The organism is Helicobacteraceae bacterium (assembly GCA_031258155.1).
Classification (GTDB): domain Bacteria; phylum Campylobacterota; class Campylobacteria; order Campylobacterales; family SZUA-545; genus JAIRNH01.
In genome coordinates, this window is record JAIRNH010000003.1 from 19,744 (window position 1) to 35,284 (window position 15,541).

Below are 15,541 nucleotides of genomic sequence, written 5' to 3' on the forward strand. Positions count from 1 at the left end.
GCCGCTACCCGCGCTCTCTTAAGCGCGGGAAATTAGGCTTACCCGCGTTAGGGTAAAGAGTCGTTAAAAACGCCCCGCCAATTTGTATGGCGAAAATATAATTATCTCAATTATCAATTTGATGTTCATTAGCTTTAGAATTAAGCCGCCCGTTGGCTAACGGCTTGCGCGAGGAAAATTACCGCGCAATCAACTATCTTAGTTAAGAAACGGCGCAAAGCGCCGCCTCTGCGGTAAGCGACAATGACCGCTCGCGCAAAAGCGTCAAACGACGACGAGCGTGATTGAACGGCTTCGCCGGCACGGCAAAGCGTCAAACGGCGCTAACGCTCCCCGTGCGTAGAGCAACTGCCGCGTCTGCGCGCGTCGGTTTTCAACGCCACAAAGCGCGGAAAGTTCGGATATTTCGCCGCTTAAACGACAATTCGCGTTTTTTTTTGGCGCTCATATGTTCTGCTTAAAATACGCGGGCGAGATCGGTGTCGGGGTGGTTGCCGCACCTGCGGTAGTCGTCAAAATCGATCAGCAGGTTATGCCGCCGCCGAATCTCCTGCAAACCTTGCGCTAAGCGGACGTAATACTCCAGCGATCCGCTTGTCTGATTATGGCGGGCGCCAAGTTCGCTGCCCGGTCGCGGTTGCCAGACCGTAAAGATCACGCTAACGCCGTGCCGCGCGAAATCTTCCGCTTCGTTCAGGACAAGGTTTAGCCCCTCTTCCTCGCTTTTTACGCCGTGCGGACGCGCAAGCTCCACGCCAGCCACAAAACCCGTATTGACGCGGTTTTCGCCAAACACCTCCACCGCGTCGAAAAGCCGCTTTTTCCACTCCTTGTAGCCCACCCACTTTGCCTTGCCCGGGCAGTATTGGTTAAACAGCTCTTCGCTTAACGCCTCGATATTGCAAGTGAGGCTAGATACGCCCGTGTTGTCGTATAGCGTCTTTAACTGCTCTTTAGTAAGCGCCGAGCAGATCAGCTGCGAAGGAAACTTGGGCGTATTAAAGTTTTCGCCGATCGCTTGCAATACCTCTATATAAAACCGCGCCTCCCTATCAAACGGCTTTTCGCCGTGAAAATCGCTGCCGCTAGAGAGGCAGATCGCCGTATATCTGCCTTTTTCTTTTAGCGCCTCGCCGATTGTTTCGCGCACGTCGTCGATCTTCACGCGCGTTTGCATTGCTATCTCTTCGCGTTGCGCCTTGAGGTGATTTACTATGTCGCAAAACTTACACCCGCCGCCGCCCTCGTTCGCCGTCCAGAAATGGCAATAGCGATTTGGAATCACGTAAAGGCGCTGAGGGCGCGCGCTGATCACGTTTTGCATAATCGCGCCGCTTTTGGCGCGTTTGTCGTAATAGTCGGGTTTCTCCCAGTAAAAAACCTCTTCGATCGGCTCGCCGTTATCGGTTATAAAGAGCCGTCCGTCGATCAGATCGACCACATACGGGTTGTTTTCGATCGGCGTGGGCAGTCCGATAATCGACGTGCCGTCTCGCATAACGAGCGCCTCGGGGCGTTTGTCGATTCTGCCGTCCCTAGAACCAAAAAGGTGCGTGCCGAAGTTTTGATGTTTCGCGGGATCAAACGCCGAAAGCGCGCCGCTCGTATATGCCACGCCGCGTCTGTGCGCGTCGGTTTTCAGCGCCACAAAGCGCGGAAAATTCGGATATTTCGCCGCGACTTCGTTAAACGACAATTCGCGTTTTTTGGCGCTCATACGTTCTCCTTAAAATACGCGAGCAAGATCGGTGTCGGGGTGGTTGCCGCACCTACGGTAGTCGTCAAAATCGATCAACAGATTATGCCGCCGCCGAATCTCCTGCAAACCTTGCGCTAAGCGGACGTAATACTCCAGCGATCCGTTGCGGCGCCCCGCGAACGCCGATCCCTGATTGGGATTCCATACGCAGTGAATAGCGCTCACGCCATGCGCCGCTAGATCGTCCGCTTCGCTTAGATACCGCTCCAACGCCTCGTCCTCGCTCCTGAAGCGCGTAGGCTCGGCAAGCTCCACGCCGCCCACCGTTCCCGTATTGACGCGATTTTCGCCAAACACCTCTACCGCGTCGAATAGTCGGCGCTTCATCTCCTTATAGCCGATCCATTTGGCTTTGCCCGGACACACGCGGTTAAACTGCTCCTCGTCTAGCGTCTCTATATCCATAGTAACGCTGGATACGGGCGTGTTGTCGTAAATGCGTTGAAGCTGATCTTTTTTCATCGCCGTGCAGATTAGTTGAATGGGGATTTTAGGCGCGCTAAAACTTTCGCCCACCGCCCGCAAAGCCTCGATATAGTAATCCGCCTCGCTATCGAACGGGGTCTCGCCGCGAATGTCGCTGCCGCCGGTAACGCAGATCGCCGTATATCGCCCGCGCTCTTTTAGCGCTTCGTTTAACGTCTCCCTTATGTCCGTTAAATCGAGCTTGGTCGGCATAGCGACCTCGTTTTTCGCCTGCTTTAAGTTGCTCACTATATCGCAGAACTTACACCCGCCGCCGCCCTCGTCGCTCCAGAACCAGCAGTAACGATACGGCGAGAGCGACAGCCGTTGAGGGCGCGCGCTGATCACGTTTTGCATAGCGATCCCGCCGCTTGTTTTTTTGTCGTAGTAATCTGGCTTCTCCCAATAAAAGACCTCTTCGATCGGCTTGCCCTGATCGGCGACGTATAGCTTGCCGTCGATCGCGTCTATTATGTATGGGTTTTGCTCGATAGGCGCGGTGGTAACGACCAGCGACGTTCCGTCGCGTAGCCACATACCTTCGGGTCGTCCCGTGATTTTGCCGTCGCGGTTGCCGAAAATATGCGTGCCTCCGCCTTGATGAACGGCGGGATCGAACAGCTCCAACGCCGCGTCGGAATATAGCACGCCGCGCCGCTGAATATCGATTTTCAGCAGCGGCAGACGGGGGAAATCGGGATATTTCGCCGCTACCTCGTCAAAGGTTAGCTCGCTTCGTTGAACGCTCATAGATTATCCTTTTTAGCAAGCTGATCTAGATGGACAAAATACGGGCGCGCCGCCTGTTCCTCGGCGATTCGCGTAGAGGGCGTTTCGTCCTTGACGCTAACGATCTCATAGCGCCACACGCCCGCGATTGCGCGTCCGCCGTAGCGCTCTTGCGCCGCTTCGTAGGCGCGGGTAAACTCCTTGCCCGAAACAATGTTGCGCGAGGCTTTGACGGAGAACTGATAGGTCTTTTTATCGGGCGTAATTAGCAAAATCGCGATCGGCTTGTCAAACCAGATCGCGCGGGTTAAATTGCGGTTGGTTTCGGAGCTTTCCAAAATCTCCCACGATTCGATCAGTTCGCCGCTCCAACGTAGCGATCCCTTACATACCGAATGCGGCGCGCCGTTTTCGTCCAGCGTCGTGAGGACTTTGATCGCCCCCTCCTCGTTAAAACGCGACAACGCCTCTTGTAAAAGCGCGTCGTTACTTTTCGCACGGCTCATTTTTTTTCTTATTGTTGATATTTCAAAGCGGAATACTACACTTTAGTTGCTTAAATGGGTTCAAAAATGCAACGCAACAATATAGAGGGCGTAGCTTTAGCCTTGTTTAGCGTATTATCACCTGGCTGATAGGCGTCTTTCGCGCGAATAGACGTCTCTTTAACTATCGGAGCTTTCATTTTTGCGTAGTTATGCTTTGGCGTATTTGTTGCAAGCGGTTTTCTATCCGCCGTAAATGCCGCCGAAGGCAGGTTATCTACCAAGACGCTTTGCTCTATAAGCGTCGCCTCTTTTTCTTTGCCGCCAGCAATAAACCATAGTTTTCCTAATGGCGCGCAACCTTACAGCGCGGCAAACTTGACGTTGAAAAGCTCGGCTTTCTCCGGCGAAGCGGCTATAGCTTTTTCAAAAGCGGCAAGCAGCCGTTTTTCTAATTCGCGCCTTTAGACGGTAACCTTCAACTCTTTGGGCAAAATAATCTTCGCTTTCGCCCGCGTAAGGGCGAATAAAATCCGTATAGTACTGGCTACCGACGTCGCGAAGCTCGATCCGCGCGCGCAAATAATCGGAGATAAGCGCGGTTTTAGGCGCGGCGGGAGCTGGGATAGCGCTCGCTGGAACGTCTTCTAATCTCAAATATCCCGCCGGCGGTATGCCTACCGGATGGTCGTTCTCAACATAAGACGGCAATAACAATACGTTAAGCGCTTTCAAGTAGTTCATAGTCGTTTCAGTCAGATTCCGACCGTCTATAAACTCCTTAAAAAAAGCGTCCGCGGTTTGCGCGAACGTCTTTGCCGCTTTTTCGGATAACGCGCCGCGCGCCGATACAAAACTTTGCGCGACCCTTTTTGAAAATCCAAAATCGCTCATAGCCCGCTCGACTACCGCCTCTTTATTCGCAACCCTCGCTTCATACGAATTCGCGTAAGTTTTTGGCGCGTAGGTTTGATCGATTTCGCTCTGTCGATCAACGGATGGATTTTCCGCTTCGGCGATCGTATCGATCGGCGCGATATAAGTTTCGCTTTGTCGCGCGATAAGCGTTAGGCTTTCCGTCTTTTTTTTTCGGCTCGGCGCCGTTTGGGCGCGAAGTTTCCTCCGCGCCTTTATTAACTCTCAACGTATCGGCGTAATTAAGCGGTTTTTGCCAAAGCGCGCCGAGCGCCGCCGAGAGAGGATTAAAATAGCCCATTAGACGCTCCTTAAAGTTATCCGTTGATCCAAATCGGACGCAAGCAAAGTTTCTTTTAACGCGCAAAGCGCCCAAAACTTTAGATCGCATAACTAAACGGCGCGTCGAGATCGCCGAAAAACGCTTTGTAGATCGCCGATTTTTGCCGCGCGAATTCGGCGCTAACGCGGTTGCGCGGCGAGCTAAGCTCTATGCGGTGAATCGCCTCGATCCCGCCCTTGCCCATCACCACCACGCGCTCTCCTAGATAGACCGCCTCGTCTATATCGTGCGTTACTAGGATCATCGTGATCTTTTCGGCGCTCCATATACGCAAAATCTCCTCTTGCAGGCGGATTTTGGTGATCGCGTCAAGCGCGCCTAGCGGCTCGTCGAGCAGTAGCAGTTTCGGGCTGTTGGCGAGCGCTCTAGCGATCGCCGCTCTTTGCGACATGCCGCCGCTTAGCTCGCGCGGATAGCGTCGCTCGGCGCCGCTTAGTCCTACTAGCGCCAGCTTTTCTCGCGCGATCTCGTTTGCGTTTGGCGTATCGGGCGGCAAGCTGAACTTGATATTGTCGATCACGTTCAGCCACGGCAACAGGCGGTGATCTTGAAAGATAAAGCCGCGCTCGCGGCTTGGTTTGCCCACCGGTTTGCCCTCGAAGATCGCCTCGCCGCCGCTTGCCGTCTCCAACCCGCCGATAATCCTAAGAAGCGTCGATTTGCCGCAACCGCTCGCGCCTATGATCGATACGAACTCCCCGCGATCGACGCTCAAGCTGACCTTGTCCAGAACGCGGTTTTCCGCGCCCTTTTTTGAAAACGTCTTGCTTAGATCGCGAATTTGCAAAATCAGTTCTACTGCCACCTGATCGCCTTTTTGGTGATCTTGCGAAGCAGATCGTCTAGCAGTTTGCCGATCACGCCGATAATCAGCATTCCCAAGATCACCATATCGGGGCGAGCGAGCGATCGCCCGTCCATCAGCATATAGCCGATCCCCGCTTGAGCGGCGATCAGCTCGGCGGCTACGACGCATATCCACGCCATGCTAAGCCCCAAACGAATGCCCGCCATAATAAACGGCAGCGCGCCCGGCAAGATCACGCGGGCGATCACGCGCCGACGCGAGGTTTCATAGACTTTGGCAAGCTCCAGAAATTTTGGATCGATGTTTTTGATCCCCTCCACCGTGTTTATTAGGATAGGAAAAAACGCGCCGATCGCGATAATGTAGATTTTCGATCCCTCGCCTATGCCAAACCACAAAATCGCCAGCGGTATCCACGCGATCGGCGGGATCGGCTGGATTACCTGCAAGATTCCTTCCGTTAGCCGCTCCGCCGCGCGCGATAGCCCGATTACGATTCCAAGCGTTAAAGCGAGAACCAGCGCGATCGCAAAGCCTTCCAAGACGCGGATTATGCTTGCCTTCGTGTGTTGCCAGAGCGTCCCGTCCTCGACGAACTCTACGCCCGTAGCCACCACGTCTTCGGGCGGCGGCATTGTGTAGGGCTGAATCCAACCCGCCAAATCAGCTCCCTTCCATACCGCGATCAGCGCCAGAGGCAAAATTAGATATTGCGCTACCAAACCAGCCCGTCGCAACATAATCTAAATCCCCGCCAGATCGATATATTTCTCGCTGACAAACGCGTCAATATCCACGTTTTTGCGAATAATTTTCTCTTTTAGCAGATAGTTTGCGACGTCGGCGATCTCTTTTAGATCGCGCGGCGTAAATTTGATGTGAAAATCCATTCGCGCAAGCGACGCGGCGGTTACGTCAAGAGGCAGCTTGTATGCGGGCGCGAGTAGTTTTGCCGCCTCTTTTGTGCGGTTGCTTACATATTTCGCGCCGCGATCAAGAGCGCGGATATACGCCGCCAAAACCTCAGGGTGTTTCTCGGCGTAACCGCTTCTCGCGTAGGCGATAATGTTGCCCTGTTTTATCCCCTCGCCGTCGGCTACCACCCGCGCTTTACCGGAGAGCGTAAGCAGACTGATGTAATGCTCCCAAGTCATCGCGCCGTCGATCTGCTTGTTTTCCAGCGCGATCGGAATCTCGTTCGCGCCTAGATTGATATGCTCGAACTCCTCGCTTTTCACATTGTGCTTCTCTTGCAAAAGCGCGAGCAAGTGTTGCACGTAGGTTCCCTTGCCGTAGGCGATCTTTTTGCCTCTTATGTCCTCGAACCTCTTGATTGGCGAGTCGATCGGCGCGACCAGCGCCATCGCCTTTTCGCCCGCGGCGATATTGGCGAACGCCACTATGTCAAGCCCCACAGATCGCGCGATAATCGCGGGCTGATCGCCCAAAATCGCCGCGTCTATATCGCCGCTTCGCGCCGCCTCGTTGATCAGCGGACCGTTTTCAAAGACGTTCCACGTATAGGTCGCGCCGACTTTGTTTAGCTCCTCGTCCAGATACCCCAGCTCCTTCGCCGCCCAGAGCGGCGCGTGAAGCGGGTATGGCGTGGTGGCGATCCGTAGCGTCGGCTTATCCGCGCCAGATAGATCGCACGCCAGTAGCGCGATCGCGGCGAGCGCCGCAATGCCAAAGCGCCTCATATCCCCGCCCTTTCGATATATTCGGCGGTAATGAACTTGTCGATATCCACGTCGTTTCGGATCAGTCGCTCTTTAAGCAAGTAATCTTTAACCGATCGGATTTCGGCTATGTCGCGCTCGTTGAATTTCGTGTATAGCTTTTGGTTGCCGAATACCTTGATAAACGTGTCGCGATCGAGCCTGAAAATCGGCGAGAGTAGCTTATACGCCGCCTCTTTATCGCCCTCGATCCGCTTCGCGCCGCGATCAATCGCTCTAATATACGCCGCGACGACTTCGGGGTGTTTTTCGGCGAACGATCGCGTTACATAGCTTACTCGGTTGGTCAGCTTCAGTCCAACGCCGTCGGCGATTAGCCGCGCCCTGCCTTCCGCGATCAGCTTGGTTAAGGTGTGATCCCATGTCAGCGCGCCGTCCACGTCGCCGCGATCGAGCGCGGCGCCAATATCCTCCGCGCCTAGATTGACGTGATCTATGTCGCTTTTACCTAATCCGTTTGCCTTGAGCAGCAGATCGAGCAGGTGATGCACCGTCGATCCCTTGCCGTAGGCGATCTTTTTGCCTTTTATATCTTTAACGGATTTGATCGGCGAATTTGGCGGAACAATCAACCCAATCGTGCGCTCGCCCGATCCCAAATTGGAGATCGCGATTATGTCCAGCCCCGCCGATCGAGCGGTGATCGCGGGCTGATCGCCTGAAACGCCCAAATCCGCGCTGCCTCCGCTTAGCGCTTCATTTACCAGCGGTCCCGCCGCAAACTCGTTCCACGTATATGCCGCGCCGACTTTCTTAAACTCCTCGTCAAAGTAGCCTAGCTCCTTTGCCGCCCAGAGCGAGGCGTAGGCGGGCGTTCTTTGCGCGGCGATCCGTAGCGTCGGCTTATCCGCGCCAGATAGATCGCACGCCAGTAGCGCGATCGCGGCGAGCGCCGTAAAACCAAAGCGTCTCATATCCCAGCCGCTTCGATATATTTTGTCGTTACGAACTCTTTTATATTTACGTCTTTTTTGATGATCCCCTCTTTAAGCACGTAGTTTTTGACCGTCTCGATCTCTTTAACGTCGCGCGGCAGGAATTTGGCGTAATACTCAAAGTGCGAAAAGACCTTTTCTAATACTTCGGGCGTAACTTTGAAGGTCGGCGAGAGCAGTTTTGCCGCCGCTTTGTTGTCTTTGTTGATGTATTGCGAGCCGCGTTCGATCGCTTTGATATACGCCGCTAAAACTTCGGGGTGTTTAGCCGCGAAGTCTCGCTTGATATAGGAGATGTTGTTGCCGAGTTTAATCCCCGTTCCGTCGGCTACCACGCGCGCCTGACCCGACTCGACTAGCAGGCTAATATACTGCTCCCAGATCACCGCGCCGTCGATCTGCCCCGTTATGATCGCGGTTGGAATATCGCCGGCGGCTAGATTGATATGCTCAAAATCGCCGTTTTTCAGCCCCGCGTTATTGACCAGTAACGCCAGCAGGTGTTGCGCGTATGTGCCTTTGCCGTAGGCGATCTTTTTGCCTTTGACGTCCTTTACCTCTTTTATGGGCGAATCGATAGGGACGATCAGCGCCAAAGCCTTTTCGCCGATTCCGAAATTGGCGAATATCACGATGTCCAGCCCGACCGATTTGGCGATGATCGCGGGCAAGTCCGCCATCATTCCTAGATCAATGCTACCGCCGCGCACCCCTTCATTGACCAGCGGTCCGTTGCCGAAAACGTTCCACGTATAGGTCGCGCCTATCTTCTTGAACTCCTCGTCCAAATACCCCAGCTCTTTCGCCGCCCAGATCGGCGCGTAAAGCGGGTATGGTTGAGCGCCGATTCTTAACTCCGCTTTGGAGCCGTGATCGTGATCGGCGAAAACAAAACTCGTCATAGCTAAAAACGCAAAAAACAGTTTTTTCATCGTTGTTCCTTTCCTAGTTTGCAAAATGCTGATTTAGCAAGTTGGTATCAAACGCGCCGCCCGTTACCGTGTCGCTAACCGTAATGGGTTTTTTGCCGTCGAGTAGCGGAAACACAAGCTCGGCGAAGCGCACCGCCTCTTCGAGGTGAGGATAGCCCGATAGCACAAAGGTATCCGCTCCTAGCGCCTCGTATTCTTTAAGCCGTTCGGCGACTGTTTTGGGATCGCCCACAAGCGCCGTTCCCGCGCCGCCGCGAATAAGCCCTATGCCCGCCCAGAGATTGGGCGCGACCGTCAGCTTGCTTCTGTCGCCTTTGTGCAGATCGGTGATTCTATGCTGTCCTACGGAATCGGAGACGTTCTGAATATGCTGCGCCTTTTGGATAATCTCGTCGTCTAGTTTGCTGATGAGTTTATCGGCGGCTTCCCAAGCCTCTTTTTCCGTTTCGCGGACGATTACTTGCAGGCGAATGCCGATTCGCACCTCTCTGCCGAGTTTCTTAGCGCGGGCTTTTACGTCCTTGATCTTTTCGGCGACCTGCTCTAGCGGTTCGCCCCAACTTAGGTAAGCGTCGATATGCTTTGCCGTAAGATCGTGCGCCGCGTCGGAGGAGCCTCCGAAATAGAGCGGCGGGCGCGGTTTTTGCGGTCCCCAGAAAAGATTTATCGCGTCTTTAACGCGGTAATATTTGCCGTTGTGCGTTACCTTGTCGCCGCCAAGTATCTTTTTCCAGATCGTAAGAAACTCGTCGGCTTGCTCGTAGCGCTCGTCGTGGCTTAAAAACACGCCGTCGGCTTCAAGCTCCTCAGGCCAAGCGCCCGGCACCACGTTTAGGATCAGCCGTCCGTCTAACGCCTCGTCTAGCGTCGTGGTTTTTCGCGCGAAAACGGTCGGCGAGCCTTCCGCCGAAGTGCGAAGCGCGACAAGCAGTTTGATCTTGCTTGTAACGTTAGCCAGCGTCGCCGCCGTAAGAAACGGGTCGAAATTGCCGCTACCCGTCGGGATAAGCAACCCGTCGTAACCTAGCGTTTCGGCGGTCGTAGCGATCTGCCTAAGGTATTTGTTGGTAACGGGGCGAGCGTATTCGCTCTTGCCAAGATAGCGGCTATCGCCGCCTGTCGGTAGAAACCAGAAAATTTCGGAAGCCATTTAGGAACTCCAAACTTGGATTTGTTGCTATGCAAACCGCATAATGTTTAGTTTGTATATCAACTTAGTTTGAAATCCTAGCGATCGTTTCCTTAAATTAAAATTATGTTGATTGAATTACTAAACATTAAACTAAAGCTAGAAAGCGTTTCAGCTGAATATCCGCAAGAGCGTCTAGCGGCTGGTTTGCAACCATGCCTTTGACGCTTACCGCGCCTTTGGGGCAGAGACGTTTGACTGATCTAGCGTCTTTGGCGGCGCGATAACTATCGAGGCGCCAGACGGCGAATTGTCGGCGGATTTCGTAGGGCAAGCCTAAAAAATCGCGGCAGAACGACGAATATTTCGCGCTTAAAACAAGCAAAGCAAAGCTGAAAGCGGCGTAAGCGCCGCCGAGTCATTTATCTAGTAGCGCGAGAAGCGATCCGATTCGCGCCTTTATTCTTGTTTGTCTTTTTGTTCTTTTGCGTAGTGTTTCGCAAACAGCGAAAAAGTAAAATAGAGCAATAAATATGAAATCGCAAGCGCTATGACGATAATTGTTATTATCGCCGAAACGCTTAACTCGTTTAATACGTCGGAAAACTCGCTTAATAACTCGTCTTTGAATAGCGCTACGTAAAACGCTATTATTGCCGCCTCTATCGCGATGACCTCGAGCGCAAAGCGGTTCGTTTGGCTTTTTGTCGGCGGCTCTTTGAAATCATTGACGAAGAACTTTGCGGGTATCGCCGCGACTACCGCGCCAACGGCTGTAAATGCCGACGACGACAAGCTAATATCCGCCGCGTATTCGATAAGACTTAATATAGCGGCTATAAGAACGACGCTAACCTGATAGATCGCCGCGTATTTCCACATAATCGCCCCTTTTTGCTCGCTATCTTATCATAGCTTGTTATTTGACAAGAGATTCTACGCGCGCGATCGCTCTTTTGGGGTTACTCGACGTTAAAAACTCTCGCGGCGTTGTTAAACAGTAGCTTTTCCAGAACCGTCTCGTCGAAACCAAAGGCTAAAAAGTCCTCGATCGACTGCTTGATCGGGCGAAACGGATAGGAGCTGCCGAATAAAAACTGATCTTGCAGAAAGGTTTTCGCGGCGTTAATCAGCGCTTCGCCGCCCGCGATAAATCCGTACATATCGGGGACGGGAAAGATATTTTCGTAGCGAAACGCCGCGCCTACTAATCCGGCGGTATTGGGATAATAGCCGTGATAGACCGCGATCGGAAGCGTTGGAAAGTTTGCGGCGACGAGGCTCAAACGCGCGGGATCGTTGAAAGTTAGATCGGGCGTGGTGGGACCGCTCATCAGCGTTAGCGGAATTTTTCGTTTGGACAAATGTTCGTAGATAGGGAAGTAAAGCCTATCGTCGGGGTGGCGCGGCGGCGAGGCAAAGCCCGGCTCGATATTGATCGCCTTTAGTTTCAGCGTATCGATCGCGTAATCGATCTGTTTTATCGTTTCGTCGGCGCCGTCAAGCGCGGGATCAATCCCGCCAACGCCTAGAAGTTCCTTGTGCGGCGTTACGATACGGCTTAAAAAAGCGTTGTCGATCCGCTGCGCGGGCGTTCTGCGCCCTACGACGATCGCGTAGGTCAGCCCAGCCGATCGCGCCTCGTTTAGAAAGCCCTCTTGCGTGCGCGATTTGACAAAATGCGCCGCGTCTCCTCGCGTCCCTACGCGCCTGTTTAACCATTTGGCGGTCTCAAACTCGATTGTGTCGTCTTGCGCCCCAAAAAACGGGTGCAAAAACGCGGGGCGGCAACGCGCGTCGATAATTTTCATAAGCTCTCCTTTTTTTATGCCGCAAGCCTATCATATTTTATCTATCGAATTACTCAAGATAGTATCGGCAATCTCGCCGCTTTTATATTTCGGGTTTATTGCGCCTCAGCGCTAGGCGCAAATCCTAGTCGCCGATATAGTCGCATGGGTTGGGATACTCTTTATATGGAAAAAACTTGCCGCTTAGCGCTTGGTTATACTCCCAATACGCCTTCTTTCGCTCTTTAGTGTTAAACGCGGCGATCTGAAGAAAAGCGTCGTCTTCTTCTTTAGCCAAATATTTGTTTATATCCTTTCGGTCATCGCCTATATACGTTTTTCTTTCACAACTAACGACGCGATCAATCGTTTCGCTTACTTGCATGATAGCCGTATCGTCTTTTGAGGCTCCGGCTAAGATAGCGGCTTGATACGCCTTTGCCGATTGAATTAAACTTTGGCGCTCTTTAAGCTGTTCTGGTTTTGGTTTGTATTCGTAGATGGCGATCTCGATATCGTCCCTAACGCCGTTATTGTTGCTATCGATCCCTTCTAGCGTAGCTTTGCCCGCCTCGCCCGGATCGGGAGGCAGATTGTATCTTTTTAGCGAAGATGAATTGCAACCGCTAATAATTAACGCCGCCAGAGCGACAAGAGCGGTAATCGGCGGTTTTGCTATATTGTTCAAAGCGCGACTTAGTCGCCGATATAGTCGCATGGGTTGTCGCCATCGTAGAGCGATAGTATTCTCCCGCTTAGCGCTTGGTTATACTCCCAATACGCCTTCTTTCGCTCTTTAGTGTTAAACGCGGCGATCTGAAGAAAAGCGGAGTCTTCTTCCATAGCCAAACGTTTGTTTATGTCCTTGCGATCGTCGCCTATATAGGTTTCTCTTTTGCAACTAATAATGCGCATAGTCGCTTTGCTTGCTTGCGTTATCGCCGCTTCGTCTTTCGAGTCTCCCGCTAAGATAGCGGCTTGATACGCCTTTGCCGACTGAATTAAACTTTGGCGCTCTTTAAGCTGCTCCGGCTTTGGTTTGTATTCGTAGATGGCGATCTCGATATCGTCTCTTATGCCGTTATTATTGCTATCGATCCCTTCTAGCGTAGCTTTGCCCGCCTCGCTAGGATCGGGAGGCGGGACATACTTCTTGGGTGAATCAGAACCGCCGCCGCTATCGCCGCAACCGATAATTAGCGCCGATAAAGCGGCTATGGTTAAACTCTTGAGCGTTTTCATTTTTACTCCTTTGATTGACGAGGATATTTAAGCTCGGCTTTTAGTTTATTATAAAAGGCGGCTATATTCGTATAGCTTGGAAGCGGTTGATAGTTATTAAAATACCCAAAGTAAAAATCATGGTTGGTAAAGCCTCTATGGTCTAAGAAAAAGACGTTATTGTCGATATTGGCGCTTAATACGTTATAGGCGACTCGAAACAGATTGACTATCCTATCGTCAAACGCCGTTTGATAATAAAAATGTTTGGCAAACGAATCGCCCGATAACGATCCCGCGCTTATCATGCCTACGCTATCTACGAATTCGCCCGAAACGCCGAATTTTTTCATAGCCTGGGCGCCAAAAAGCGCGCCCTGACCGTGCGTTATCAGTATAACCCGCTTGTTTGACGCGAGACTAGAGGATATTTGGCTATTGATTGTCGCGGCGTTAATACTTTCCAGCGCTTTTAATTGCGAAATATTTTCTAAACCCCACGCGATAACATCTTCTATGTCCGCGGATTTGGTTTTATCCAAAATCTCTTGCAGGGCAGATTTAGGAATACGATTAACATAAACCGCGGTAGGCTTGCCGCTTCTTGCCAACATAATAATAGAGGCTAGAATCTCCATAGCGTCTTTGGAAAGCCCGTCGGCTTTTTGTTTTTGCTCTATAACCTCCCAAAAGTCCATAAAGGCGTTTGCCGTGTAGTTATATCCAACTTCAAATTCGGAGGTCTCTTTGGAATCAAACGGCTCGCGGAACTCTAATCGTATAGTATCTAACGTATTTCCAGCTTTTTTGTCTGTCTCGTACGCCCCGTTAATATAGAATGTTTTTGTGGTTTTCTGGACGCACTTTTTTAGCTCGTCGTGGTAGTATTTGCCCTCTTCGCATTCGCATTTGCCGGTTTCTTTGTCCAAGAGCATACCTTCGTCGCATTTGCCGCCGCAATAGGTATCCTCTGGCAGATGAAAGCCTTGAGAAAACCAAAAGTCGTCAGCGTAGCGTTGAAGTTCGTCTTTGACGGATAACGGCAGGCAATACTCCAGATTAGCGCTTGGATTATAGTCTAGCGCATACTCGTCGTTTAGATAGTATATATACTCACCAATTTGTGGGTAAGGCAAGAAAACGCCAATATAAACGGCGTCTTGATTGATTCTGCTATATCCTCTGTAAAACACAACTAGCCTGTTCTCTTCATCGCTAGCGCTGTTTGACTTTACGTAAGCAAGCGTAGCCTCGTCAATCGACAGGATATCAAGACCAATCGTTTCGTATAAGCTTAGATCGCCCGCTTCGCGCTTGAGGTTGTATATTTTGAGATCGGAGTTTGGAGCCGAATTATTACGAACGAATTTAACGCTCGCGTAGAACTCAGGCACACTCTCTTTGGCGTGCGCTACGATCCATCCCAAAGGATCAAGAGCGCCTAAATAACGGCTTCTTGGCAGAGGCGCAATCTCTACGGTAATCTCGCCGCCCGATTGATTAAACCGCATAAACGAATTTTGATCAAACGGCAACGGAGTTCTGCTATCGGTTTAGTTCTCGGCGTTTAGCGGCGAGGAAGCTAAAATCAGCGCGGCGACTAGGCATTTTGCCGCGTAAAGCAAACCGCGATCGCGCGGCAAGCAACCGGCGCAAGATTTTTTATCAAAATCAAAAGAGAGACGCATTCAAACCCCTTCGTCGCCGACTTGGGCGGAGAAAACCAAATCGCGCAACTTTACCCAAACAAATCTTAGCTTTGGTTAAACGGCGTTTCAACGGCGATTTGAAGCGTTTAAGCGTTTTTTACTATAATCACGAGCTTTTTTCACCCTTTACGGGCGTAAAACCGCCTAGACTAACAAAAGGAGATATATGCCAACCATTAACCAATTGGTTCGCAAGGGTCGCAAGAAAATAACCTTCAAGTCCAAATCGCCCGCGCTCGCGGAGTGTCCGCAACGACGCGGCGTTTGCACTAGGGTTTATACCACCACGCCGAAAAAACCAAACTCGGCGCTTAGAAAAGTCGCCAAAGTTCGCTTGATGAGCGGATTCGAGGTGATCAGCTACATTATGGGCGAAGGGCATAATCTACAAGAGCACGCGATTGTGCTGGTGCGCGGCGGGCGCGTAAAAGACCTGCCCGGCGTGAAATACCATATCGTGCGCGGCGCGTTGGATACCGCCGGCGTTGCAAAACGCACGGTTAGCCGCTCCAAATACGGCGCAAAACGCCCCAAAGTCGGCGCCCCCGCGGCGGCTGGCAAGAAAAAATAAAGCGAGTTACC

Annotated in this window: 18 protein-coding genes; 1 reads left to right on the top strand and 17 read right to left on the bottom strand. The window is 52.0% G+C overall.

Features of this window, described 5'->3' with window-relative positions; translation table 11 throughout:
- Positions 1-457: 457 nt before the first annotated feature.
- The 17 genes from LBF86_00480 to LBF86_00560 form a co-directional block, all read right to left on the bottom strand.
- Positions 458-1,717 carry a hypothetical protein gene (locus LBF86_00480; protein ID MDR0663988.1) on the bottom strand — a complete coding sequence of 420 codons (1,260 nt, stop codon included), beginning with the start codon at positions 1,715-1,717 and terminating at the stop codon, positions 458-460.
- Between the two features lie 9 nt (positions 1,718-1,726).
- Positions 1,727-2,974: a hypothetical protein gene (locus tag LBF86_00485; GenBank protein ID MDR0663989.1), complete on the bottom strand. Its 1,248-nt coding sequence runs from the start codon at positions 2,972-2,974 to the stop codon at positions 1,727-1,729.
- The gene (locus LBF86_00490; GenBank protein MDR0663990.1) at positions 2,971-3,459 is read right to left on the bottom strand and encodes a hypothetical protein; all 489 of its coding nucleotides are present in this window, start codon (positions 3,457-3,459) and stop codon (positions 2,971-2,973) included. Before LBF86_00490 ends, LBF86_00485 begins: the two co-directional genes overlap by 4 nt.
- Before the next feature lie 405 nt (positions 3,460-3,864).
- Entirely contained in the window at positions 3,865-4,332 is a 468-nt protein-coding gene (locus LBF86_00495) for a hypothetical protein (protein MDR0663991.1), read from the bottom strand.
- Positions 4,333-4,429: 97 nt separating this feature from the next.
- Positions 4,430-4,654 carry a hypothetical protein gene (locus LBF86_00500; protein MDR0663992.1) on the bottom strand — a complete coding sequence of 75 codons (225 nt, stop codon included), beginning with the start codon at positions 4,652-4,654 and terminating at the stop codon, positions 4,430-4,432.
- Positions 4,655-4,733: 79 nt separating this feature from the next.
- Positions 4,734-5,501, bottom strand: coding sequence for an ABC transporter ATP-binding protein (locus LBF86_00505; protein MDR0663993.1), 768 nt, complete (start codon positions 5,499-5,501; stop codon positions 4,734-4,736).
- Positions 5,492-6,226 (bottom strand): ABC transporter permease, encoded by a 735-nt coding sequence (locus tag LBF86_00510; GenBank protein ID MDR0663994.1) that lies wholly within the window; start codon positions 6,224-6,226, stop codon positions 5,492-5,494. The genes LBF86_00505 and LBF86_00510 overlap by 10 nt, the downstream gene beginning before the upstream one ends.
- Positions 6,227-6,247: 21 nt before the next feature.
- On the bottom strand, positions 6,248-7,204 hold the full coding sequence (locus tag LBF86_00515) for an ABC transporter substrate-binding protein (protein MDR0663995.1): 957 nt from the start codon (positions 7,202-7,204) through the stop codon (positions 6,248-6,250).
- On the bottom strand, positions 7,201-8,157 hold the full coding sequence (locus LBF86_00520) for an aliphatic sulfonate ABC transporter substrate-binding protein (GenBank protein ID MDR0663996.1): 957 nt from the start codon (positions 8,155-8,157) through the stop codon (positions 7,201-7,203). Before LBF86_00520 ends, LBF86_00515 begins: the two co-directional genes overlap by 4 nt.
- Complete coding sequence (locus tag LBF86_00525) at positions 8,154-9,110, bottom strand: aliphatic sulfonate ABC transporter substrate-binding protein (GenBank protein MDR0663997.1); 957 nt, start codon at positions 9,108-9,110, stop codon at positions 8,154-8,156. Before LBF86_00525 ends, LBF86_00520 begins: the two co-directional genes overlap by 4 nt.
- A gap of 13 nt (positions 9,111-9,123) precedes the next feature.
- Positions 9,124-10,260 carry an FMNH2-dependent alkanesulfonate monooxygenase gene (gene ssuD, locus LBF86_00530; protein MDR0663998.1) on the bottom strand — a complete coding sequence of 379 codons (1,137 nt, stop codon included), beginning with the start codon at positions 10,258-10,260 and terminating at the stop codon, positions 9,124-9,126.
- A gap of 127 nt (positions 10,261-10,387) precedes the next feature.
- Positions 10,388-10,624 carry a hypothetical protein gene (locus LBF86_00535; GenBank protein MDR0663999.1) on the bottom strand — a complete coding sequence of 79 codons (237 nt, stop codon included), beginning with the start codon at positions 10,622-10,624 and terminating at the stop codon, positions 10,388-10,390.
- 74 nt (positions 10,625-10,698) lie between these two features.
- Positions 10,699-11,121 (bottom strand): ABZJ_00895 family protein, encoded by a 423-nt coding sequence (locus tag LBF86_00540; GenBank protein ID MDR0664000.1) that lies wholly within the window; start codon positions 11,119-11,121, stop codon positions 10,699-10,701.
- 80 nt (positions 11,122-11,201) lie between these two features.
- Entirely contained in the window at positions 11,202-12,050 is an 849-nt protein-coding gene (locus LBF86_00545) for an amidohydrolase family protein (protein MDR0664001.1), read from the bottom strand.
- A 124-nt stretch (positions 12,051-12,174) separates the two neighbouring features.
- Positions 12,175-12,717: a hypothetical protein gene (locus LBF86_00550; GenBank protein MDR0664002.1), complete on the bottom strand. Its 543-nt coding sequence runs from the start codon at positions 12,715-12,717 to the stop codon at positions 12,175-12,177.
- A gap of 8 nt (positions 12,718-12,725) precedes the next feature.
- A complete protein-coding gene (locus tag LBF86_00555; protein MDR0664003.1) occupies positions 12,726-13,271 on the bottom strand; it encodes a hypothetical protein in 546 nt (181 codons plus the stop codon).
- Between the two features lie 2 nt (positions 13,272-13,273).
- Positions 13,274-14,785: a hypothetical protein gene (locus tag LBF86_00560; protein MDR0664004.1), complete on the bottom strand. Its 1,512-nt coding sequence runs from the start codon at positions 14,783-14,785 to the stop codon at positions 13,274-13,276.
- A gap of 340 nt (positions 14,786-15,125) precedes the next feature.
- Here LBF86_00560 and rpsL point away from each other — a divergent pair, with 340 nt between their 5' ends.
- The gene (rpsL, locus tag LBF86_00565) at positions 15,126-15,530 is read left to right on the top strand and encodes a 30S ribosomal protein S12 (GenBank protein MDR0664005.1); all 405 of its coding nucleotides are present in this window, start codon (positions 15,126-15,128) and stop codon (positions 15,528-15,530) included.
- The last annotated feature ends 11 nt before the right edge of the window (positions 15,531-15,541 follow it).

Bases quoted from the DNA above. Each gene is read 5' to 3' on its own strand.
- LBF86_00480 (MDR0663988.1), bottom strand. From the start codon at position 1,717: ATGAGCGCCAAAAAACGCGAATTGTCGTTTAACGAAGTCGCGGCGAAA.
- LBF86_00485 (MDR0663989.1), bottom strand. From the start codon at position 2,974: ATGAGCGTTCAACGAAGCGAGCTAACCTTTGACGAGGTAGCGGCGAAA.
- LBF86_00490 (MDR0663990.1), bottom strand. From the start codon at position 3,459: ATGAGCCGTGCGAAAAGTAACGACGCGCTTTTACAAGAGGCGTTGTCG.
- LBF86_00495 (MDR0663991.1), bottom strand. From the start codon at position 4,332: ATGAGCGATTTTGGATTTTCAAAAAGGGTCGCGCAAAGTTTTGTATCG.
- LBF86_00500 (MDR0663992.1), bottom strand. From the start codon at position 4,654: ATGGGCTATTTTAATCCTCTCTCGGCGGCGCTCGGCGCGCTTTGGCAA.
- LBF86_00515 (MDR0663995.1), bottom strand. From the start codon at position 7,204: ATGAGGCGCTTTGGCATTGCGGCGCTCGCCGCGATCGCGCTACTGGCG.
- LBF86_00520 (MDR0663996.1), bottom strand. From the start codon at position 8,157: ATGAGACGCTTTGGTTTTACGGCGCTCGCCGCGATCGCGCTACTGGCG.
- LBF86_00525 (MDR0663997.1), bottom strand. From the start codon at position 9,110: ATGAAAAAACTGTTTTTTGCGTTTTTAGCTATGACGAGTTTTGTTTTC.
- ssuD (MDR0663998.1), bottom strand. From the start codon at position 10,260: ATGGCTTCCGAAATTTTCTGGTTTCTACCGACAGGCGGCGATAGCCGC.
- LBF86_00540 (MDR0664000.1), bottom strand. From the start codon at position 11,121: ATGTGGAAATACGCGGCGATCTATCAGGTTAGCGTCGTTCTTATAGCC.
- LBF86_00545 (MDR0664001.1), bottom strand. From the start codon at position 12,050: ATGAAAATTATCGACGCGCGTTGCCGCCCCGCGTTTTTGCACCCGTTT.
- LBF86_00555 (MDR0664003.1), bottom strand. From the start codon at position 13,271: ATGAAAACGCTCAAGAGTTTAACCATAGCCGCTTTATCGGCGCTAATT.
- rpsL (MDR0664005.1), top strand. From the start codon at position 15,126: ATGCCAACCATTAACCAATTGGTTCGCAAGGGTCGCAAGAAAATAACC.